We start from the raw sequence: 22,870 nt of genomic DNA, 5'->3' as shown, positions 1-22,870 counted from the left end.
ATGTAACATATTTATTTAATTTTTAGTACAAATTAAATTTAATAGCATTAATTCTCTTAGCGCGACGGAAAATTTAGCAAATTCATGTACCGAACCTACTTTAAATTCGTTTAAAACATTTTTCCAACGATTTAAAGAAAGTTTATTAGTTTCCAGCCATTTATCTAAAGTTCTTATTGCATCAAAATTTTCAATCTCAGATTTACATTTACAACTTAATACTTGTCGAGTTAACTGTCGTTGTTGCCAATTTAAGTCTTCACGAAATGCTGCTTTAGCTAGATCTTGCCAATTATTATCAACCGCTTGATTATTTATTTGTTTTAAAAACCAATGCAATGAAAGTTTATTGCCTAGGTAATAGTATAATTTAGCAGTTTGCTGAATATCCGTCCCTTTTTGTCTAGCAATTGTTGATATGTCAAGTACAGAATATAAACTAGATAAACGAGCGATATAATTAGCCAGTTTCTCAGAAATCCCTTTCTCTATCCAAAGTTTTGCCGTGATATTATGTTCATCAACCTCATGAGCTACAAGTATCTTGTCAAGATTTTTAGTAATTATTTGAATATCAACTTGGTATAGCGAAATTATTTCTTTTACTGATTTTTCCCCTCCTGCATGATTTCTTAATAACCAACGAGATAAACCGCGCAATGTCCTCCTTATGTAGGATATAATATCGTATTGAGTTTTAGTATTTGCAATATTATCTAACTGTCGTATTTCTTTTAATGCTAGACCTAAGTTATATATTTCTCTTGCAGCAACGTATGAATTAGTTATATCAGCAATATTTGCTCCGGTTTCTTCTTGAAGACGTGTTACAAAATTATACCCCATTTCATTAACCATCTGATTAGCAAGAACAGTTGAAATTATCTCTGAACGAAGTGGATGTTTCTTTAGACATGAAGAATATTTGTATCCTAACTTCATTGGAAAGTAAATTAATAATTTTTCGGAGTGAAATTGATCATTGATAATATTTTTATGCACTAGTTTATTCTTTAGAATCATTTTGCTATATGCAATTAAAATAGATAATTCTGGTTTTGTTAAAGACATTCCTTGTTTTGCTCGTTCTAGCAAAGTTTCATCATCAGGAATATTTTCTAAAGTTCGATCTAAATATCCCGATCTTTCCATAACATGAATAAACCTAATTTGTTCTTTTATTGATGAAATACCTTGATACTCAGTGACTGAAATTGATTCTGATTGACAATAAGCATCATTTAACACAATTTTATTTACTTCACTTTCCATAGAAGATAGAATATTGTTTCTTTGTTTTATGGTAAGATCACCATTTTGCATAAGAGAATTCAATAGAATTTTAATATTTACTTCATTATCTGAGCAAGCTACACCACTTACATTATCAACAAAATCAGTATTTACTTGACCGCCAAGAAGTGCATATTCAATTCGTCCAAGTTGAGTCATGCCCAAATTGCCACCTTCAGCAACAACTTTAGCTTTTAAGTTACAGGCATCAATACGTAACATATCATTAGAATGATCTCCTACATCTATATGTTTTTCGTTAGATGCTTTAACATACGTTCCTACTCCACCATTCCAAAGAAGATCTGCCTTCATAGATAGAATTGATTTAATCAGCTCATTAGATGACATAGAAATCTTTTTAGTACTTAACATGTTTTGCATTTCTTTTGTTAAAAAGATAGATTTAGAACACCTTGAGAAAATTCCACCACCTTTAGAAAGTATATTAGGATTATAATCTTTCCAACTAGAATTAGAAATATTGAATAAACGATTTCGTTCTTTCCAGCTAGCATTCGGTTCTGGATTAGGGTCTATAAATATATCCGTATGATTGAATGCAGCTTGTAAAAGAATATTTTTAGATAGAAGCATGCCATTACCAAACACATCGCCTCCCATATCACCTATACCTATAGCAGTAAAGTATTTAGTTTGATAATTTATACCAATTTCTCGAAAATGACGTTTAACTGATTCCCAGACCCCTTTAGCTGTGATTCCAATAGATTTATGGTCGTAACCATTAGAACCACCAGATGCAAATGCATCACCAAGCCAAAAATTGTATTGTTTTGATAAAGAATTAGCTAAATCAGAAAAACTTGAAGTTCCTTTATCAGCTGCTACTACTAAGTATGGATCATCTGAATCATAACAAACTACATTTTTTGGAGTTACTGTTTTTCCTTCAATAATGTTATCAGTAATATCTAGCAATGCTTTAATAAAACGTTTATAGCAATGTTGAGCTTCTTTAAAAATCTCATTGCTAGATAATAACATATGTTGTTTTTTACAAATAAAACCACCTTTTGCTCCAACAGGAACAATCACAGTATTTTTAACTTGTTGAGCTTTTAGTAACCCAAGTATTTCTGTACGAAAATCCTCTTGGCGATCTGACCAACGTACTCCTCCACGCGCAATTTTCCCTCCACGCAAATGTACACCTTCCATATCTGATGCATAAACAAAAATTTCAAATTCAGGAATTGGTTTTGGAATATCAGCAATTTTATTTGGTTTGATTTTTAATGACAACCAAGCTTTAGATTTATTATATTCATCTTTTTGGTAATAGTTTGTACGAAGCGTAGCAAGGATTATTTCTATATATCGCCGAATAATTCGATCATCATCTAAATTATCTATATGCCTAAGATGTTTTTTGAGATCTTTGAGAAGGTATTCTGGATTGCTATTTAATTTTGGATCAAATCTCATTATAAAAAGGTTTATTAGATTTTTGGCTACTTCAGGATAATGATTCAATGTATCTTCAATGTATTGAAGACTAAATGGAAAGCCAACTTGACGCATGTAAGAGGCGTAAGCACGTAAAATAGAAATTTCTCTTACAGATAAAGAAGCATTTAAAATTAATCTGTTAAAACCATCATTTTCTGAATTACCAGATAAAATTTCAGAAAAAGCTTGTTGAAAACGTTCTTTAGCTGAGTGGAAGTCTATAATGTTTTCGCTGTTATGTAACATTAAAAAATCTAAAATCCAATATTTTTTTCTTCCTATTTTTCTTCCTAATTTAGAAACTTCATAAGGAGACTCTCTAATTACCCTTAAATTTAAATTTTCTAGCATAGGCATTACATCAGATAAGTGAATTAGATGGTTTTGATGATATAATTTTAAACGTACTATTTTTGACTCTGCCCTTATCTCCTGTGGTCTATAAAGAAGCATTTCAAATTTATTTTTATCATTTAGTTTTTCTAAATGTTCTATATCTATTACTGCAGAACCTGGCATTACACTTTCTTTGTATGAACGAGGAAAGATTTTCATATATTTTTTAGAAAGTGATAGTCCTTTACTTTCTCCAAAATTCATTATAATAGCCTTTGATAGTCTATCATCCCAAGTGGAAGATACTTCAATTAGATTTTGTTCTATTTTTTTAATATCTAAGTTTATATTATTATTATCAACACGAATAATATAATGAGTTCTAGCTAAAGATCTTTCTGAGAAATACGTTGTAAATTCAACTTCTTTTGTAGAATTAAAATATTCTTGAAAAATACATTGCATCTGTCGACGTAGCTCTGTATTATACCGTTCCTTAGTAATATATACCATGCAACTGAAAAACCGACCAAATGGGTCTTTACGGATAAAAAGACGCAGTAAATCGCGTTCTTTCATATGTAAAACACCCATAGCTATTTCTAATAATTCGTTTTCTTTTGCTTGAAGTAGTTCATCGCGAGGATAATTTTCTAAAATATTATGTAATGCTTTATATGAATATGAAGCTTTACGGTGACCACTAGATTTAAGAATGCGAATAACTTTTTGCTTAACAAGAGGAATATTATTAATACTTTGATTATAAACAGCAGAAGTATAAAGGCCAGTAAATCGATGTTCACCTATCACTTTTCCTTTATCATTAAATTTTTTTATACCAATATAATCGGTATATGCTGGACGGTGAATTTGAGATTGTGAACTTCCTTTTGTTAAAATTAGAAAAAATGGTTGTTTAGCTTTAAGATAAGCTGAATCGGGAAAATCAGTTAATTTTACCCCTCTAATATATCGTTCATATGTAAATAGACCTAATCCTTTTTCATCAGTTGGTTTTAGTTCAGTCTCATCATCAATAGTTGCAAGATCATATTCTTTGTAACCCATAAAAGTAAAATTATCGTCACCTAACCAATGTAAAAACTGTACTACATCATCATAGTATATATCTTTAATGGGGAAAGTATTTTTTTTAATTTCAATTTCATTGATTATTTGTTTTAATTTTTTAAGCATTAACGCCCAGTCTTTTACAATTAAATTGACGTCTTTTAGTATTCTATGTAATTCATTTTTAAGTAATATGATTTTTTCATCATCATTTAGACGATTGATTTCTATATGAAATAAGGATTGAAACCGACCATATCCTTCATTTATATCAACAATGTCCCCTTTTTCATCTTTTTTAAGTTGAATTGGTCCATGAAGCATAAGGTAAGCAGATAAATCTAAACGATTTAGGGTCATTTTAATTGAATCAAATAAAAATGGAGCATCTGGCATAACCATTTCAATAATAGTATGTATAGATTGCCACCCTTGTCTGTTTACTGTCGGATTAAAGACTTTTACTGAAATTTTCTCTGTTTTATTTTCATTAATATGATTCCATAAACTAATAATAGCTCCATATAAATCATATTCATTTCGATCTATCAAATCATCTTGAGCAATATTATTAAGTAGATGCTGGGCTAATTTTATTACTAAATTTTGGGTAATAGAAGGCAATTTCGTTCTAATAATCTTATATATTTTTTTAAGTAAAGTCGGAGTTAAAGTTTTACTATACATCATAATTAAAACTCCATAATCTATGTTTGAAATTTTATTCTAAAATAGCCTAAAAGTAAGCCAAGTTTCAATGGAGATATTTATTTAGATAAGTTTATTTCAAAAAATAATAAAAATGTAAAAAAAAGAACTTTTATATTTTTAGATTAAATATTTATCTTGAAGTAAGATTTATTGTTTATCTGATTGCATAATTAGATATTCAATGCTAATCATTAGTGTTATTTTATTATTGTAGTTGCTTTATTTTTAATATTAGACTATTTCATTAATTAAACTGTCTAAGGACATCTGTTAAAAATTCTAGTCGGACATATTTCATTTAATTAAATATAGTGTTTTTGTTTCTCAATGTTCCAAACAAGTAATACTATTAGCTATTATTGGCTAATAAAACAGGTAAAAAAATATAAATCTAAGCTTTTTTTTGCTAATGGTATTGCTATTCTCGCTGCATTAGTTAGTGTCCCAATTCCTTTATTAATGCCCCTTATGGTTGATGAGGTATTATTAGAAAAACCTGGATCCGGTTTAGCTCTAATGAATCACTTGTTACCAGAGAAAATGCAAACTTCAGTTGGTTATATATTGTTAACTTTAATATTAATCATCTTAATGCGCACTTTAAGTCAAGGATTGAATATTCTTCAAGGTAAGCAGTTTACTTTTGTTTCTAAAACAATTACCTATAAAATGCGTGTTAAGATGATTGACAAGTTAGGTAAGATTAGTATTAAACAATATGAAACTCAAGGTAGTGGTGGAATTAATGCTCATTTAATTGTAGATATTGAAACAATTGATGAATTTATAGGTAGTACATTAAGTAAATTTATGATTAGTTTATTAACAGTATTAGGTACTGCACTGGTTCTATTATGGTTAGAATGGAGATTAGGATTATTTATTCTGTTAACTAATCCAATTGTTATTTATTTTTCTGGAAAATTAGGTAATAGAGTTAAACTACTTAAGCAACAGGAAAATTCTTCATTTGAAAAATTTCAGAATCGTTTAATAGAAATATTAGATAGTATTTATCAACTTAGAGCTGATAATAAAGAAAAAAAATTTTTAGAACAATTGAAAATTCAAGCAAATCAAATTTGTTTAAATTCCGATAAATATGCTTGGCAATCTGAGGCTGCTGGTAGGCTTTCATTTTTACTATTTTTACTTGGATTTGAAATATTTAGAAGTGTAGCAATGTTGATGGTTTTATTTAGCGATTTAACTATTGGTCAAGTGTTTGCTGTATTTGGTTATTTATGGTTTATGTTAGGTCCTGTACAAGAATTATTAGGTATTCAATTCTCTTGGTATAGTGCAAAAGCAGCTTTAATTCGTATAAATAAACTTCTAATATTAGAGGAAGAATATCGTCCAAAAAGTAAAATCAATCCATTTGAGTACAAAGATAGCATAGAAGTTAACATCAGTAATATTTGTTTTCATTATCATAAAGAAAATCAAATATTAAATAATTTAAGTTTAATTATTCCATCAGGTAAAAAAGTTGCCTTGGTTGGAATTAGTGGTAGCGGTAAATCTACTTTAATTCAATTATTACTTGGTATGAATTCTCAAAATTCAGGAACTATTCGATTTAATGGTAAATTAGCTAATGAAATAGGTTTTAAGCTTATTCGAGAAAATATTTCTGTTGTTTTACAACATCCAATACTTTTTAATGATTCATTGAGAAATAATGTATCATTTGGAAATCAATATGAAGATGCATTAATTTGGAATGCATTAGAAATTGCACAGATGGATGATTTTATATTAAAGCTAAGTAGTGGTTTAGATACTCAAATTGGTCGTAATGGAGTTCGGTTATCAGGAGGACAACGTCAACGTTTAGCAATAGCCCGTATGATTTTGAGTAATCCCAAGTTAGTTATTTTGGATGAAGCCACTTCAGCATTAGATACTGCAACTGAATTAGCAGTGCATAATGCATTAACTAAATTTTTAAACGGTAGAACAACTATTATAGTTGCGCATAGATTATCGGCAGTAAAAAAAGCCGATGTAATATATGTACTTGATAATGGTAGAATTACTCAAATGGGCAACCATGATGAATTAATTAAACAAAAAGGTTTATATCAAACTTTGTATGGGGAATATCTCTCTTCTAATTTTTAATGAAAATAACACTATCGTAAACATTAAATAGAAATGGTCATATTTCTTTTGTGTTTATTAAAATTTTATACATCAATATATTTAAATATATTCACTAACTTGTCAAAAATAGATAGATATTTAGATTATTTATTATTTCAATAATAGTTTTAATATATCAATTTCCTGGCATTTTAGTTCAGAATTAAATATCAATTGATTCCTTTAACTAAAGTTAATACTTTTAGTATTTAATTATAAAACTATTAAACCTATGTCATTGAAAGCTAAAGCACTAGACATAATGCCAACATGCGCTGAATTAGCAAAATCACTTCCTATTACTAATGATATTGAAAAAAGGATAACTCAATTTCGTAAACAAGCAGAAAAAATACTCACTGGCCAAGATAAAAGGCTATTAGTTATTGTTGGCCCTTGTTCAGTACATGATACTAAAGCTTCTTTTGAATATGCTAAGCAGTTATCTGTACTTCAAGAAAAATATAAAAAACAATTATTTATTATAATGCGTACGTATTTTGAAAAACCAAGAACTTTTATTGGTTGGAAAGGATTGATTACTGATCCAAATTTAGATGGATCATATGCATTAAAAGTAGGTTTATATAAAGCACGTAAATTATTATTGGATATTAATGCGCTTGGCTTAGCTACAGCTACTGAATTTCTTGATATGATTACAGGGCAATATATTGCAGATCTAATTACATGGGGTGCAGTTGGTGCTAGAACTACAGAATCTCCAAGACATCGAGAAATGGCTTCAGCATTATCTTGTCCTATTGGATTTAAAAATGGAACAAATGGTGGTATTAAAATTGCTATTGATGCAATTCGTGTATCTAATTTTTCTCATTATTTATATTTACCAGATAATAATGGGCGTATGACAGTTTATAAAACTAGTGGAAATCCATATGGACATATTATCCTACGTGGTGGGAACTCTGGTCCTAATTATGATTTCAAATCAGTAGAAAATGTTTGTATGCAACTTTCTAAATTTAATTTACCTAAACGGTTATTGATTGATTGTAGTCACGCTAATTGTGAAAAAAAACATTTTAAACAATTAGATGTAGCTAAAGATATTTGTAAACAAATAAAATTAGGTAAAGGTTATATAGCAGGAATTATGGCAGAAAGTTTTATTGAAGAAGGTAATCAATCAATAGAAGATTTAAATAACCTTATTTATGGTCAATCTATTACTGATCCTTGCCTTGGTTGGAAAGATACAACTACTTTATTAGACATGCTAATGAATGCTGTTAAAATTTATCAGATGACGTCTATAAATAAAATCAAAAAACGGAAAAAACAGAAAGGAATATTTGTCTAGTAGATACATTAGATAAAATGTAATATGTAAACAAGCATGAGGCTATCCAGTATTTTACTAGTTAATCATTTTTAGTAAACATGATAGTTTTAAATTTAACTTAAAGTGCTAGTTTTTTTAAATTATAAAGTATATCTTATACTTCTAATTTTAACATCATAGTTAACCAATTTTGTATAAAGTTAATGACATATTTGAAACTATACAAGGCGAAGGAAGCTTATCAGGTATTCCATCGGTTTTTGTTCGTCTTCAAGGTTGTACTGTAGGATGTTCTTGGTGTGATACTAAAGATACTTGGAATGTGAATTTTCAAAATCAATGTGATTTAAATGAGATTTTAAATAAAACTTATCCAAGTGAATCTTGGTGTTTATCTTCTGCTCAAGAAATTATCGATGTATATCGTAAGCGAGGTTTTTTAGCAAAGCATATAGTAATTACTGGTGGTGAACCTTGTATCTATGATTTACGGCCACTTCTTAATGGTTTTGAAATAATAGGTTGTTCCTGTCAAATAGAGACTAGTGGTACATCAGAGATTCGAGTATCAAAAAGGACATGGGTTACAGTATCACCAAAATTTTTGATGAAAAATAAACTACCAGTACTTAATAGTGCTCTATACAGAGCTGATGAAATTAAATATCCAGTTGCTGTAGAAAAAGATATAAAAAAATTAGATAAACTATTATCAAGTATCAAAATAAGCGATAAAACTATTATTTCTCTACAGCCTGTTAGCCAAAAAACACATGCAACAGAATTATGTATTAGAACATGTATTCAAAGAAATTGGCGTTTATCTATTCAAAGTCATAAATACTTGAATATAGTATAGTTTAAATAAGAATCAAATAAAAAATAATGAAGAAAGCAGTTGTTGTCTTTAGTGGTGGTCAAGATTCTACAATTTGTCTAGTAAAAGCTTTAGATGAATTTGATGAAGTTCATGCTGTTACTTTTGATTATGCTCAAAGGCATAGGAAAGAAATTAAGGTTGCCATTAATTTAGCACAATATTTTAAAGTAACTACACATAAGTTGATGGATTTAACTCTTTTAAATAAATTAACAATTAGTGCATTAACTAGAGAAGAACTTCCTGTATCTAATCAATTACAAAATAATGGATTGCCAAATTCATTTGTACCTGGTAGAAATATTTTATTTCTAACTTTAGCTGGAATTTATGCTTATCAAATCAGTGCAGATGCAGTTATTACAGGATTATGTGAAGCAGATTCATCTGGATATCCTGATTGTCGGAGTGTTTTTTTGAAGAATATGAATAAAACTTTAATTCAGGGAATGGATTATAAAGTAAATATTCTTGCACCACTTATGAGACTTAATAAAGCTGAGGTATGGGCTATGGCGGATAAGTATAATGTTCTAGATTTGATACGATATAAAACCTTGACTTGTTATAATGGAATTATTGGTATAGGTTGCGGTAATTGTTTAGCTTGCAAATTAAGAAATATCGGTTTAAACAATTACCTGAGTAATCCAAAGTCTATAATGAAATCTTATCTTAAGAAGGTAAATTCATCATAGGAGTAACTAATAACTAATATTAGCTTGAATTTTAGTATATTGATGATATGCATATGTATCATATTTTCTAGTTTTCACTAATTTAAGTTAATCATGATTACGTGTAAATCTTCGACGTTTTTGACTACTATGATTTCGGTTTATGCGGTTACTATAATTCTGTCCACTATTTCGATAACTACGAAATTCATAAAAGCCTCTAAAATCGCATAATACTGCAAAAGCTTCTTTTTGACGAATTCTTAGTTTACGTAGTTTATCTATAATTCTAGAATTCATCATTTTGGGTAATTGAACATACGTTTGATTTTGAGTTAATTTTATTGCTCCAATAGAAGTTTTTGTTAATCCTAATTCATTTGCTAATGCACCAACAATATCTTTAACTTGAATACCTTGATCACGACCTACCTGAAGTTCGTAAGTATCCCAATTTTCTGGAGTATTTAAATTACTAGATCTATTAGAATCACGATATTCTTTTTTTCGACGTAATTTATCACGTTCAATGACAGTAATCATTGGATCTGAACCAGAATAGAATAATGGACGCTTCCCCTGTTGGCGTTTAAGAAGAATCGCTGCTAGCATTTCTGTATCAATTTCTAAAGATGTTTTTAATTTTTCAATTAAAACAAGAAATTTTTTAATTATTTTATGCTCTTTCTCAGCTTTAATTTCTGCACTTAATTTAATCAGACGAATTTCTGCTATTTTATCACGTAAAGGTAATTGAATTTCTTGTATTGAAGATTTGATTACGCGCTCAATAGTTCTAAGCATACGTAACTGATTTGTACGCACTAAAAGAATCGCTTTCCCTTTACGTCCAGCACGACCAGTACGTCCAATTCGATGAATATAGGACTCAGCATCAAATGGAATATCATAATTAAATACATGAGTAATTCGATGAATATCAAGACCACGAGCAATAACATCTGTTGCAACTAGAATATCAATTACACCATGCTTAATATTTTCAACAGTACGTTCACGTTGAGATTGAGGAATATCACCATGTAAAGCAGCAACCTTAAAATCATAATTACTTAGCCAATTAGCTAACCGTTCAGTTTCTTGACGAGTACGAACGAATATTATAGATGCATCTGTCTCTTCAGTTTCAAGAAAACGAGAGATTGCTTCATCTTTTTCAATCCCTTTTACAACCCAGAATTGTTGTTCTACCTGTTCAACAATATGATTTTTTCCAGCTACATCAATATACTTAGGATTACGTAAAAAACGTTTAATAATATTTTTCAATATAGGAGGTATAGTTGCAGAAAACATAACGCGCTGTGCTGTTTCTGATGCATGCTCCATAATCCAAGTTACATCATCTACAAAACCCATGTTTAACATTTCATCAGCTTCATCTAAAATAAAAGTATGTACTTCATCTAAATGTAAGCAATTCCTCTTAATAAGATCTTGAATTCGACCAGGAGTCCCTACCACGATATTAATACCAGATCTCAGTGCACGAATTTGATCTGAAATAGAAACACCGCCATAGACTTCTAATACTTTCAGTTCATTTAGGTTTTTACCAAGATTCTTTATCTCTGCTCCTACTTGAATTGCCAATTCACGAGTTGGTGAAAGAATAACAGCTTCTGGTTTATTTTGTTTAAAATTCAATTTATTAAGCAAAGGTAAAGCAAATGCAGCTGTTTTTCCAGTGCCTGTTTGGGCTTTTCCTAATAGATCTTTACCTGTTAGTAAATGAGGAATAGCTGATGACTGAATAGGAGTGGGCCTTATAAAACCCATCTCATCTAAAGCAGAAAGGATAAAGTTATTTAAATCTAGTTCCTTGAATTGAATCACAGAATTTTGCATTGAAATCCTACTATATTGTTAACAAGAATTCCCATTTGCATCTATTCAATTCCAATACTAACTTAATATTAAGTTTACTTCTTGCTTCATCAAGTAAAGCAATAGAGTTTAAATGCAATAGAGGCTACTGGGATATTATTACTTCCGGAGGCGAATTATTCCTTAAATAGATAAAAAGATCCAGAAAAAAATTGAAATACATCACAATTATTTATTTAATTAGTTATAGAATAAGAAAATCAAAACCTTATTCTCTTAAAAAATCATTTTAGATTTAATAAAACCGGATTTGATGTTCGCTCGTAACCAAATGTCGACTCTGGACCATGGCCTGATATAAAATGTACAGTGTCACCTAGTGGCCATAGCTTTGTTTTAATTGAATTTATCAATTCATTGAGACTACTTCCTGGAAAATCTGTTCGACCAATACTGCCATTAAATAAAACATCGCCAACAAAAGCTAACTGAGATTTTTGGTTAAATAGAACGATGTGTCCAGGAGTATGTCCTGGGGTATGAAATACATCTAGAATTTGTTTTCCAAATTTTATTTGATCTTGATCCTTTAACCACTCTTTAGGTTCAAAAGATTCTATAATAGGAAGGGAAAACATTTTACTTTGTTTATCTAAAGCCTTAAACCAAAACTTGTCTTTTTTATGAGGCCCAATGATATTGATTCCACCTAATATTCTAGAAAGTGCCTGTGTTCCACCGACATGATCTAGATGACCATGAGTGAGTACCAAACAGATAACTTTAATCTTAAGTTTATTGATAAGATTAGCTAATTTTTCTTCATCGCCACCAGGATCTATCACAATACCTTCCATTGTTTCATCACACCAGACAATAGAACAGTTTTGGAAAAATGAAGTCACAGGAACTACTTGATATTTTATAGACATTCAAAACTCCAATAAGAAAGATGTAGATTCTAAGTGAGAGTATAATATATTCAAGTTATTTTAATTAATTGACATAATTATACACCACTTATAATTTTAAATTATGTTTTCCGTATGATGCTTTTGCCTTTAAATAACCTTGATTACCTGACTTAATATGTGCAGAAGTATTTATAACTTCAGTTATTTCGATATTATTTGCTTTTAGTTCTTTAACTTTTTTGGGATTATTAGTTATTAATCGAATTTTAGTTACGTTCAATGCTTTCAGCATTTGAGCAGCTTCACTGAAATCACGAAGGTCGTCACCAAATCCTAAATGATTATTAGCTTCATAAGTATTCATACCTTGACTTTGCAGTAGATAAGCATCAATTTTATTATATAATCCGATTCCTCTCCCTTCTTGACGCAAATAAAGAATAATTCCTCCATATTTGCTCATTTTATAAATGGTTTCATCTAATTGTTCACCACAGTCACAGCGAGACGAATGGAAAACATCACCAGTTAGGCACTCTGAATGCATACGTACTAATGGAATTTTGCTTTTTAAATCAGCATGCTTGAAGACAACTGCTATATGCTCTTTTTCCGTTTTTAGTCTGCTAAAAGATAAAATCTCCGCATCAATGTCACTTTTAATCCCTACTTTTAGATTAACTCTAGCTCGTACTTTCGCCATGTTTTTACTCACTTGGATTTCTGATTCAGTGATTAATAGATTACAGCACTATACTAACCATGGAGAGTGGATAGAGTATTTTTAATAATTATGCATAAAACACTTAAAGCCATTGTTATTATTATTGACGAATGAAAATTCGTATTAACAAAGTCAAATGAAATTATTTCTTCTAGCTTTAAGCTAATTTTAAAGATGATAGCTAAAGGGTTATTTACCTAACCTACTCTTCATTATCATATAAAATATGATATGTTTCTGCAAAGCAGTAGAATATATATATGATAATAAATTATGGGATAACAATCACATATATTGACATTTACTTATACTGTTCATTTAAAATGAACTCCGATATATAGAGCTATTATAGCTTATAACTACATATTTACTTATATGAAAGAATATATACTAATATAATTAACAAATTTTTTTAGAAAATAAAGTTGAAATAAAAAAAGTTTAAAAGTTTATTTATACTAGCATTCATCATCAATATTAAGATTAACGAATATTTTTTTGAAATTCAGAAATCTTTATTTTCCAAGTCTCTGGACCTTTTTGATGTATATTTTTACCACTAGCATCAATAGCTACAGTAACAGGCATATCTTTAACTTCAAATTCATAAATTGCTTCCATTCCTAAGTCCTTGAATGCAACTATTTTCGATTTTTTTATAGATTTAGATATTAAATAAGCAGCACCGCCAACAGCTATTAAGTAAACAGCTTTGTACTTTTTAATTAATTTTGTTATTTTATGATTACGCTCTGCTTTCCCGATCATGCCTATAATACCAAATTTCTCTAACATCATATTAGTAAATTTATCCATTCGAGATGAAGTAGTGGGTCCTGCAGGACCCACTACTTCATCTTTTATAGCGTTAACAGGACCCACATAATATAAAAATTTACCTTTTAAATTAATGTTTAATGGTAAGTGTTTTTTATTTTCAATAACATCTTGTAAACGTTTATGAGCAACATCACGAGCTGTAAAAATTTTACCTGATAGCAAAAGTGTTTCTCCAGATTGCCATCTTATAAGTTCTTCTTTTTTTAGTTTATTCAGATCAACTTTACGAGTATTGTTATTGATTTTCCAGGTGATTTTGGGCCAATCTGATAATTTTGGTATTTCTAAATTTGCTGGACCAGTTCCATCTAAAGTAAAATTAATATGACGAGTAGCTGCGCAATTTGGAATTAAACAAATTGGTTTGGAAGCAGCATGAGTTGGTGCAGTTTTAATTTTTACATCTATAACTGTAATTAATCCACCAAGTCCTTGTGCTCCAATTCCTAATCTATTCACTTTGTTAAAAATATTTAATCGTAAATCTTCTTCAAAATTTTTTGGGCCTTGTGTTATAAGTTCTTGGATATTAATATGTTCCATCAACGATTCTTTCGCTAACAGTGCAGATTTTTCTGCTGTCCCGCCAATTCCTATCCCTAATATTCCTGGTGGACACCATCCAGAACCCATTTTTTTTACTGAATGTTCTACCCAATTTACAATATCATCAGAAGGATTAAGCATGGCCATTTGAGTTTTATTTTCAGAACCTCCTCCTTTTGCTGAAAGAAAAATTTTCATTACATTACCAGGGATCATCTCAATATGAACGACAGCAGGAGTATTATCTTTAGTATTAATTCTCTTTCCTGCAGGATCCATTACAATAGAAGCACGTAATGGATTCTCTAGGTTTGTATAAGCCTGGTGGACGCCTTTATCAATCATCTCTTGGAAAGTTAAATTTGTTGAATTCCAACGTACTTTCATCCCAATTTTTAAGAAACAAGTAACAATTCCTGTATCTTGACAAATTGGACGATGACCTTCAGCAGACATACGTGAATTGACTAAAATTTGAGCAATAGCATCTTTCGCTGCTTGACTTTTTTCTCGATAATATGCTTTTTCTAAAGCTTTAATAAAATCTAATGGATGATAATAAGAAATATATTGAAGTGCATCAGCAACACTGCTAATTATATCTTGTTCTCTAATTATTGTCATTTTATGATGCCTTTTCTTGTAATATCAAAATAGAGTGACTTTTTTGTCAAAAATTAATAATAACCAGTTAAATAATATTCAAATTAAAAAAATTAAGTATTTTCCAAACTTATCTAAACAACTTTTTTCTAAAATTGAACACTTATCCTGGTCAATGCTACTTAGTTCTGCATCCTCTGTACATAAAAATAGTAGGTTTGATATCTTAGTTAGTCTACCTAAAGTTAAGCTAGAGACATACTCAAATATTACTACTGTTGATACTGAACTAACTTCGTATAGTACAAGTTCTGATCCATTTAAACTTATTTCTGAACTTCAAGACCTTTATCTTCCTAACGTTTCTACTGAATTTCAATTTCCTTTTATTGGTGGTATTTTAGGTTATTTTTCTTATGATTTAGGGAGAAGAATTGAAAATATTTCTAATTTTTCTGAGAAAGATATTGATTTACCAGATATGGCAGTTGGTTTTTATGAATGGGCTATCATAGTAGATCATCGATTGAAAGCAGCTTTTGTTGTAGGTCTAAATGTAGATAAATATTGGCAATGGATTAGCAATCAAGTTAAATCTTCTCAATCTAAATTTCATCTCACAGAAAAGTGGCAATCCAATATGGATAAAATAAGTTATACTAATAAATTTGATAAAATACAGGAATATATATTTAATGGAGATTGTTATCAGATTAATTTGGCTCAACGTTTTCATACAAAATGTATAGGTAGTGAATGGGAAGCCTATCAAAGATTAGAAAAATTGAACTTATCTCCTTTTTCAGCTTTTATTCGCATAAAAAAAGGTACAATCATCAGTTTATCTCCTGAAAGATTTTTAGAAGTAAACAATGGATTAATTAAAACTAATCCAATTAAAGGAACACGTCCAAGATCTAAAGATTATAACAAAGATAAAAACTATGCACTTGAATTGATAAATTCTGAAAAGGATCAAGCTGAAAATCTCATGATTGTTGATCTTCTTCGTAATGATCTTGGTCGTGTAGCAAAACCAGGGACTGTACATGTTCCTAATCTTTTTTTTATAGAAAGTTTTCCAGCAGTACATCATTTAGTCAGTACTGTTACAGCTAAATTAGATAGTAAATATTCATATATTGAACTATTGCGGTCTAGCTTCCCTGGAGGATCAGTTACTGGTGCTCCTAAAATAAGAGCAATGAATATTATAGAAGAACTAGAACCAAATAGACGACATATTTATTGCGGAAGTATTGGTTATATAAGTCGTAATCATAAGATGGATACAAATATTGCAATTAGGACATTACTTATAAAAGATAGGAAAATTTATGCATGGGCTGGTAGTGGTATAGTAGCTGATAGTAATCGTGATTCTGAATATCAAGAAACGTTAGATAAACTTAGTCAAATTTTAAAGGTACTATAAGAATATTAAGGTCACTTCTAAAAAATATTTTCTAAATCTTTTTATATATGATAAGTAGGTTTTATTAAAAATACCATTTATGCTACACTAAGCATTTCAAATAAATCCATTAATATGCTAATAGTTAGAGCCATAATCAATACTTTATATTTTCTTGTAATCTATTAAAACTAACATCAAGCATCAAATGTTTTAATTATCATTTTGGTTAGTTTATTTTAAAGTTACGTATTTAAAAAAAACAGTTAGATACTATATTTATTTACCTGAGTAAATGCAACCTGTAGTACAAGTTTCTTTAATTTCTATTTTATTTAATATAGGCAATGAGGGTTTTAGTTTCCTCCAAATCCAAATTGCAAGAACTTCGCTAGTCGGATTCTCTAACCCAGTAATCTCATTTAAGTAAAAATGATCTAACTGTTCATAAATTGGGTTAAATAATTTCTTAATATCAGAAAAATCTACTAACCAACCAGTGTTTGGATCTATATTACCTTGTATATAAAGACGAACAAGAAAAGAGTGTCCATGTAATCGACCACATTTATGACCTTTAGGCACATTAGGCAAATGGTGAGCGGCTTCAAAGGTAAAGTCTTTATATATCTCTGTTTTCATTTCAACCTCTTGAAAATTGTATCAAATTAAAAACCAGTTATATAAAAAAAGGTACTATTCATATTTTATAAAAATAAAAAGCACATTAATTTATCAAAAATATGAATTTTATTCATGGGGAGGTTCTAAATAGATGGATGCTAATCCTCCAAGAGATGTTTCCCGATATCTTTTATTTATATCTTTACCTGTTTGATACATGGTATTAATAACTTTATCTAGTGAAATTAAGCATGTATTGCTAGATTTTAAAGCTATTCTTGAAGCATTAATTGCTTTTATTGCACCCATTGCATTTCTCTCAATACAAGGTACTTGGACTAAACCACTAATAGGATCACATGTCATGCCAAGAGAGTGTTCCATTGCAATTTCAGCTGCGATACAAATTTGATTATTAGTTCCACCTCGTAAAGCAGTAAGACTTGCTGCAGCCATAGAAGATGAAACCCCAACCTCTCCTTGACAACCTACTTCTGCACCACTAATAGAAGCATTTGTTTTATATAAAATACCAATAGCACCAGATACAGCAAAAAAATCTTTTAGCTGATTGGTATCTAGTTTTTTAATAAATTTGTTGTAGTACATTAAAACAGCGGGGATAATCCCTGCTGAACCATTTGTTGGTGAAGTGACAATTTGCCCACCAGAAGCATTCTCTTCACTCACAGCAAAAGCAAAAAGATTAATCCAATCCATAATTACCATAGGATCATTATCAAATGATTCATCAGACTTTAATTTTTTAAGCAATCTTGGAGCCCTTCTAGTAACATTTAATCCACCTTCTAAAATTCCTTCTGTTTCGAAACCTCTCTTCATACATAACAGCATCACTTTCCAAAGATTTTTAACTTTTCTATCAATAGATCTCATGGTTCGAAAAGACAATTCATTGCGTAGTATCATATTTCCTAGGCTAAGACCATGCTTTTTAGCCTGAAATAACATTTCACTAGCAGATTTAAATGGAAATTCAACACTAATTAGATCTTTATTATTTTTCTTTTTTTTAAACTCCTTAGCTGTTGTTATAAAACCACCACCATTTGAATAATAAGTTTCAAAGAGTATTATTGAACCAAATAAATCATATGCAGTGATAGTCATACCATTTTCATGTAATGGTAAATTTCCAGAATGAAAAATAATATCTGATTTATATTTAAAATCAATTACACGATTTCCTAATAAAAAAAGCTTGCTATTTTTAATAACAGTTTTCATTTTATTATTTGCAATATTAATTTTTATAGTCTCTGGTTTATTTCCTAATAAACCTAGAATAACTGCTTTATCCGTATGATGTCCTTTTCCTGTTAAAGATAGTGAACCATATAGATCAACTTGAATACGATTAACTTTATTAATCATTGGAGCTATTAGATGAGTAAAATTATAACCTGCAATCATTGGACCATTAGTATGAGAACTAGAAGGGCCAATACCTATTTTATAAATATCAAAAATTGATAGCATAAATATTTCCTGTGAGTTGAATCTTTAACGGAAGTATGCACTAGTAATGTATAACTCATTGAAATTATTTTTTTAAAAAACATTTTGACTCTTATATAGTTATATCTTTTTTTACGCTATCATGTACTATTACTTATAGTAATATTTCAGGAGATTCTAATGTAATTTCTTTTAAAATACCATTACGAAACTCATTCAGAAAAATTTCACAAGCTTTATAATTATCGATATAAGCACCAGGTTTTAGTGTCCCTCGATTAATTCCAATTGCATTTATTATCTCTATACTAGATTCAGGAAGTTTTTTTATTTTATAACGTTTTTTAATTTTTTCTGGATAATACTTAAGAAGGTAACTAATAATATCAATAGCAACTTCATCATATTCTATTGCAATATTTTTTACAGCTCCAATTGCCGCTAAACGAAAGGCCACACTGCGATCTTCTATTTTAGTTAAAAAAATTCCAGGAGTATCATACAACACAATACCATTTTTTAAATTAACGCATTGTTGAGAACGAGTAATAGCTGGTTGATTACCAGTAACTGAAATAGTACGACTAGCTAATGTATTTATTATGGTTGATTTTCCTACATTTGGAATACCTATAATCATTACTTTAATATTTTTTTTAATCTTATGATTAGATGGAATAAATTTACGGCATATTTTTTTTATTTTACAGACTGATTGTAAATTAGATGCTATTGTTGATATTGCTTTTATTTCTTTTTTTTGAAAATACTGCATCCATAATTTAGTTAATTTAGGATCAGCTAGATCAGATTTATTTAATACTGTTAAATGGTGTTTATTGGTATACCATTTAGGAAAAATGGGATTTTGACTACTGAAAGGGATACGAGCATCTAAAATTTCAATAAAAATATCAATTTGTTTAACAATTTCTTCAATTTTCTTAGTAGCTTTATACATGTGTCCAGGAAACCATTGAATAGACATAAAGAAAATAATCCAAATGAAAAATAATTAACGTTAATAAAAGAAAAAAGCAGTAATTAAATTAATACTAACTAATTATTACTATTAGCAATATAGCCAACATCAAATAATCTTTGATGGCGATTACTTGTTAGGTTTTATATTTTCTACACGAGATCTTAATTTTTGTCCTGGTCGAAATGTAACTACCCTTCTTGCTGAGATCGGAATATCCTCACCAGTTTTTGGATTTCTTCCAGGACGTTCGCTTTTATTACGAAGCTCAAGATTACCAAAACCAGATAGTTTTACTTGTTCGCCATTTTCCAATGCTTTTCGAATTTCTTCAAAAAATATTTCAACTATTTCTTTAGCATCACGCTTAGTATAGCCAATTTTTTCAAATAGGTTCTCTGATAGTTCTGCTTTTGTGAGAGCCATAAAATTCACCTCAATATATTAATTATGTAGTATTTAATAAGTAGTCAATAATTTTTAAAAGCTCAAAGTGGCTGAATAAAAATTATAATGAATCTATGTATAGATTAAAGGTAATTTAACTTGATATTAGAACCTATCTAGTAAATAAAGACTGTCTTAAAAAAACTAATCACGAAGTGAAGCACCAAATTTTTTGGATATATGAATAAGGATTTTTTTAACTAGTTTAGAGATATCTTGTTCTGTTAAAGTACAGACTGTGGACTGGAACATTAATGCAATTGCTAGGCTTTTTTTCCCTTTTTTAATACCATTGCCAACATATAAATCAAATAATTTAGCATCTTTTAAAAAGGTTCCACCTAATTCAAAACATGAACGTATTATGCTATCAAAAGTTATGTTTTCATCAACAATTATCGAGATATCACGACGATTGGATGGATACTTAGATATTTCTAAGAAAGTTGGAATAATACTAGTATCAATAGTAGAACTACGTATCTCAAAAGCAAAAGTTCGACCATATAAATCTAATTCAGACTCAAGTTTTGGATGAATTGTACCAATAATTCCAACCTTCTCTTCTTCTAAAAAAATAGCAGCAGATTGACCAGGATGAAATGCTGGATGTTTTTCAGCTTTAAATTTATATGCTTTATTATTGTTAGATAACTCTAAAATAGATTCTAAGTCTCCTTTTAGGTCAAAAAAATCAACCTCTTGAACTGGTATACTCCAATGTTTTAGATTTCTAGTACCAGATATTACACAAGCAAGCATTAATTCTTGTTGAATATTATTCTCTGAAGATTTACAAGGAATAAAAGTTCGACCATATTCAAATAAACGAACATATGGTTGTTGACGTTTTTGATTATATGAAACAGCATTTAATAAACCTTGAATTAAACCAAGACGCATTGCCGACATATCTGAAGAAATAGGATAAGGTAATATAAAAGGTCTGATATCTGGGAAAAACAACTCTTGTTGTTCCGGTTTCACAAAACTATATGTAATAGCTTCATGATAACCGCGGCTTACTAAAAAAGAACGAATCTTTTTTATAACAGATTGATCTCTTTTTTTAGTATTATTTACTTCAATATTTAGTAATGGGAATTGGTTAGGCATATTATCATAACCATAAATACGAGCAATTTCCTCCACAAGATCTTGTTCTATTGTTATATCAAATCTCCAAGTTGGAACAGTAACCAACCAATCACTTTCTTCTTTTTTAACTAGGAACCCAAGATGTTTAAGAATCATTAAAACATCTAAATCAGGAATATGATATCCTAAGATTCTATCAAGTTTAAATCGGTGAAACTTAATTCTTTTTTGTTTGGGATAATTACATTTAGATTCTATAGAAACAACTGTTGAAACATCACCACCAGAAATATCAATTAAAAGTTGAGTTGCGCGTTCTATAGCTTTTAATTGCAAATTATAGTCAACACCGCGTTCAAATCGACTAGAAGCATCAGTTAGTATACCATAATGACGAGCATGACCAGAAATATAATCAGGGGAAAAAAAAGCAGATTCAAGAAGTATACTTTTAGTATGAGTATTTACAGATGAACTTTGACTACCTAAAATTCCAGCAATAGAGAGAATTTTATCTTCATCTGCAACTACAACAGTATCAATATTCAACATGATATCATTACCATCTGCACTTTTAAACCTATCATTTTTATTTGCATTACGAATAATAATTCTTCCCACAATTTTAGATAAATCAAATGCTTGAATTGGTTGTCCTTGTTCTAAAAGGACATAATTATTGATATCTAATACTAGATTAGTAGATTGCATACCACAACGGCGTAATTTTTCTCGTATCCAGAATGGTGTTTTGGCTTTGATATTTATATTCTTTATTATTCTAGAAAAGTATCGGGGACATACTTCAGGCACTTGTAATTCAATAGGTATAGTATCCTTTATATTAGGCTTGACAATTTTAAAATCAGGTTCCATGATTTTAGTCTGAGTCAGCGCAGCAATTTCACGGGCAATGCCACGAATACTAAAACAATCACCGCGATTAGGTGTTAAATTTAAATCAAAGATTACATCATGAAAATTAAGAAAGGTATAAAAGTCCGTACCAACTTGAGCTTCTTCTTCCAACTCTATAATGGAATTTTCATTTTCATTATTAATATTAATACCAAGATCAGAAAATGAACAAAGCATACCATTAGATATTTGACCACATACCTTTATTTGTCTGATCTTAACATTGCAAGGTAGCACACTACCAACTATTGCTACAGGAATTTTTATACCTGCACGACAATTGGAAGCACTACAAACAATATTTAAAAGTTCTCCTGTACCAACATTGACCTGAGTTATTTTTAATTTTTCACTATTAGGATGAGTATAACATTGCAAAATATAACCAATTTTAACTCCAGTAAACCTTCTAGATATAGAATAGATGTTATCTACCTCTAAACCAGCCATAGTAATTCTTTTGGCTAGTTCACTAGCAGAATTTGAAAAGTTTACCCATTCACATAGCCAGGATTTACTGAATTTCATTGTACAT

General features: G+C 29.5%; 15 protein-coding genes. 5 read left to right on the top strand and 10 right to left on the bottom strand.

Annotated elements, in window-relative coordinates; all coding sequences use genetic code 11:
• Positions 1–15 precede the first annotated feature (15 nt).
• Positions 16–4,866: an NAD-glutamate dehydrogenase gene (locus CF66_RS02410; protein ID WP_034411425.1), complete on the bottom strand. Its 4,851-nt coding sequence runs from the start codon at positions 4,864–4,866 to the stop codon at positions 16–18.
• Between the two features lie 348 nt (positions 4,867–5,214).
• On the opposite strand from CF66_RS02410, the gene CF66_RS02405 reads away from it, so the two are divergent.
• The 4 genes from CF66_RS02405 (at position 5,215) to queC (ending at position 9,919) form a co-directional block, all read left to right on the top strand.
• Complete coding sequence (locus tag CF66_RS02405; protein ID WP_034411424.1) at positions 5,215–7,014, top strand: ABC transporter ATP-binding protein; 1,800 nt, start codon at positions 5,215–5,217, stop codon at positions 7,012–7,014.
• Positions 7,015–7,267: 253 nt separating this feature from the next.
• The gene (locus CF66_RS02400; protein ID WP_081846844.1) at positions 7,268–8,359 is read left to right on the top strand and encodes a 3-deoxy-7-phosphoheptulonate synthase; all 1,092 of its coding nucleotides are present in this window, start codon (positions 7,268–7,270) and stop codon (positions 8,357–8,359) included.
• A gap of 172 nt (positions 8,360–8,531) precedes the next feature.
• Positions 8,532–9,200: a 7-carboxy-7-deazaguanine synthase QueE gene (gene queE, locus CF66_RS02395; protein ID WP_016503409.1), complete on the top strand. Its 669-nt coding sequence runs from the start codon at positions 8,532–8,534 to the stop codon at positions 9,198–9,200.
• A 26-nt stretch (positions 9,201–9,226) separates the two neighbouring features.
• Entirely contained in the window at positions 9,227–9,919 is a 693-nt protein-coding gene (gene queC, locus CF66_RS02390) for a 7-cyano-7-deazaguanine synthase QueC (protein ID WP_016503410.1), read from the top strand.
• An 87-nt stretch (positions 9,920–10,006) separates the two neighbouring features.
• On the opposite strand, the gene CF66_RS02385 is transcribed toward queC, so the two are convergent.
• From CF66_RS02385 to CF66_RS02370, 4 genes are all read right to left on the bottom strand, one after another.
• Positions 10,007–11,767 carry a DEAD/DEAH box helicase gene (locus CF66_RS02385; protein ID WP_016503411.1) on the bottom strand — a complete coding sequence of 587 codons (1,761 nt, stop codon included), beginning with the start codon at positions 11,765–11,767 and terminating at the stop codon, positions 10,007–10,009.
• Between the two features lie 263 nt (positions 11,768–12,030).
• Entirely contained in the window at positions 12,031–12,678 is a 648-nt protein-coding gene (locus CF66_RS02380) for an MBL fold metallo-hydrolase (RefSeq protein ID WP_016503412.1), read from the bottom strand.
• A gap of 88 nt (positions 12,679–12,766) precedes the next feature.
• Positions 12,767–13,363 carry a GTP cyclohydrolase II gene (locus CF66_RS02375; protein WP_016503413.1) on the bottom strand — a complete coding sequence of 199 codons (597 nt, stop codon included), beginning with the start codon at positions 13,361–13,363 and terminating at the stop codon, positions 12,767–12,769.
• Between the two features lie 504 nt (positions 13,364–13,867).
• The gene (locus CF66_RS02370) at positions 13,868–15,394 is read right to left on the bottom strand and encodes a fumarate hydratase (protein WP_016503414.1); all 1,527 of its coding nucleotides are present in this window, start codon (positions 15,392–15,394) and stop codon (positions 13,868–13,870) included.
• 52 nt (positions 15,395–15,446) lie between these two features.
• Here CF66_RS02370 and pabB point away from each other — a divergent pair, with 52 nt between their 5' ends.
• The gene (pabB, locus tag CF66_RS02365) at positions 15,447–16,808 is read left to right on the top strand and encodes an aminodeoxychorismate synthase component I (RefSeq protein WP_034411514.1); all 1,362 of its coding nucleotides are present in this window, start codon (positions 15,447–15,449) and stop codon (positions 16,806–16,808) included.
• 258 nt (positions 16,809–17,066) lie between these two features.
• Here pabB and queD read toward each other — a convergent pair whose 3' ends face one another.
• The 5 genes from queD to pheT all read right to left on the bottom strand — a co-directional run bounded on the left by queD (position 17,067) and on the right by pheT (position 22,863).
• Positions 17,067–17,429 (bottom strand): 6-carboxytetrahydropterin synthase QueD, encoded by a 363-nt coding sequence (gene queD, locus CF66_RS02360; protein ID WP_016503416.1) that lies wholly within the window; start codon positions 17,427–17,429, stop codon positions 17,067–17,069.
• A gap of 108 nt (positions 17,430–17,537) precedes the next feature.
• Complete coding sequence (locus CF66_RS02355; protein ID WP_016503417.1) at positions 17,538–18,911, bottom strand: L-serine ammonia-lyase; 1,374 nt, start codon at positions 18,909–18,911, stop codon at positions 17,538–17,540.
• 133 nt (positions 18,912–19,044) lie between these two features.
• Positions 19,045–19,878 (bottom strand): ribosome biogenesis GTPase YlqF, encoded by an 834-nt coding sequence (gene ylqF / locus CF66_RS02350; RefSeq protein WP_016503418.1) that lies wholly within the window; start codon positions 19,876–19,878, stop codon positions 19,045–19,047.
• Between the two features lie 123 nt (positions 19,879–20,001).
• Positions 20,002–20,298, bottom strand: a complete 297-nt coding sequence (gene ihfA / locus CF66_RS02345) for an integration host factor subunit alpha (RefSeq protein ID WP_034411423.1) — start codon at positions 20,296–20,298, stop codon at positions 20,002–20,004.
• Between the two features lie 165 nt (positions 20,299–20,463).
• Positions 20,464–22,863, bottom strand: coding sequence for a phenylalanine--tRNA ligase subunit beta (gene pheT, locus CF66_RS02340; protein WP_034411422.1), 2,400 nt, complete (start codon positions 22,861–22,863; stop codon positions 20,464–20,466).
• Between the last annotated feature and the right edge of the window lie 7 nt (positions 22,864–22,870).

It is taken from the genome of Candidatus Photodesmus anomalopis, assembly GCF_000731785.2.
Classification (GTDB): domain Bacteria; phylum Pseudomonadota; class Gammaproteobacteria; order Enterobacterales; family Vibrionaceae; genus Vibrio; species Vibrio anomalopis.
Note: the sequence above shows the minus strand (reverse complement) of the source record. Positions and strands in the feature narration are given on the sequence as shown.

Coding starts and splice junctions, on each gene's coding strand:
- CF66_RS02410 (WP_034411425.1), bottom strand. CDS start 4,866: ATGATGTATAGTAAAACTTTAACTCCGACTTTACTTAAAAAAATATAT.
- CF66_RS02405 (WP_034411424.1), top strand. CDS start 5,215: ATGTTCCAAACAAGTAATACTATTAGCTATTATTGGCTAATAAAACAG.
- CF66_RS02400 (WP_081846844.1), top strand. CDS start 7,268: ATGTCATTGAAAGCTAAAGCACTAGACATAATGCCAACATGCGCTGAA.
- queC (WP_016503410.1), top strand. CDS start 9,227: ATGAAGAAAGCAGTTGTTGTCTTTAGTGGTGGTCAAGATTCTACAATT.
- CF66_RS02385 (WP_016503411.1), bottom strand. CDS start 11,767: ATGCAAAATTCTGTGATTCAATTCAAGGAACTAGATTTAAATAACTTT.
- CF66_RS02380 (WP_016503412.1), bottom strand. CDS start 12,678: ATGTCTATAAAATATCAAGTAGTTCCTGTGACTTCATTTTTCCAAAAC.
- CF66_RS02375 (WP_016503413.1), bottom strand. CDS start 13,363: ATGGCGAAAGTACGAGCTAGAGTTAATCTAAAAGTAGGGATTAAAAGT.
- CF66_RS02370 (WP_016503414.1), bottom strand. CDS start 15,394: ATGACAATAATTAGAGAACAAGATATAATTAGCAGTGTTGCTGATGCA.
- queD (WP_016503416.1), bottom strand. CDS start 17,429: ATGAAAACAGAGATATATAAAGACTTTACCTTTGAAGCCGCTCACCAT.
- CF66_RS02355 (WP_016503417.1), bottom strand. CDS start 18,911: ATGCTATCAATTTTTGATATTTATAAAATAGGTATTGGCCCTTCTAGT.
- ylqF (WP_016503418.1), bottom strand. CDS start 19,878: ATGTCTATTCAATGGTTTCCTGGACACATGTATAAAGCTACTAAGAAA.
- ihfA (WP_034411423.1), bottom strand. CDS start 20,298: ATGGCTCTCACAAAAGCAGAACTATCAGAGAACCTATTTGAAAAAATT.
- pheT (WP_034411422.1), bottom strand. CDS start 22,863: ATGAAATTCAGTAAATCCTGGCTATGTGAATGGGTAAACTTTTCAAAT.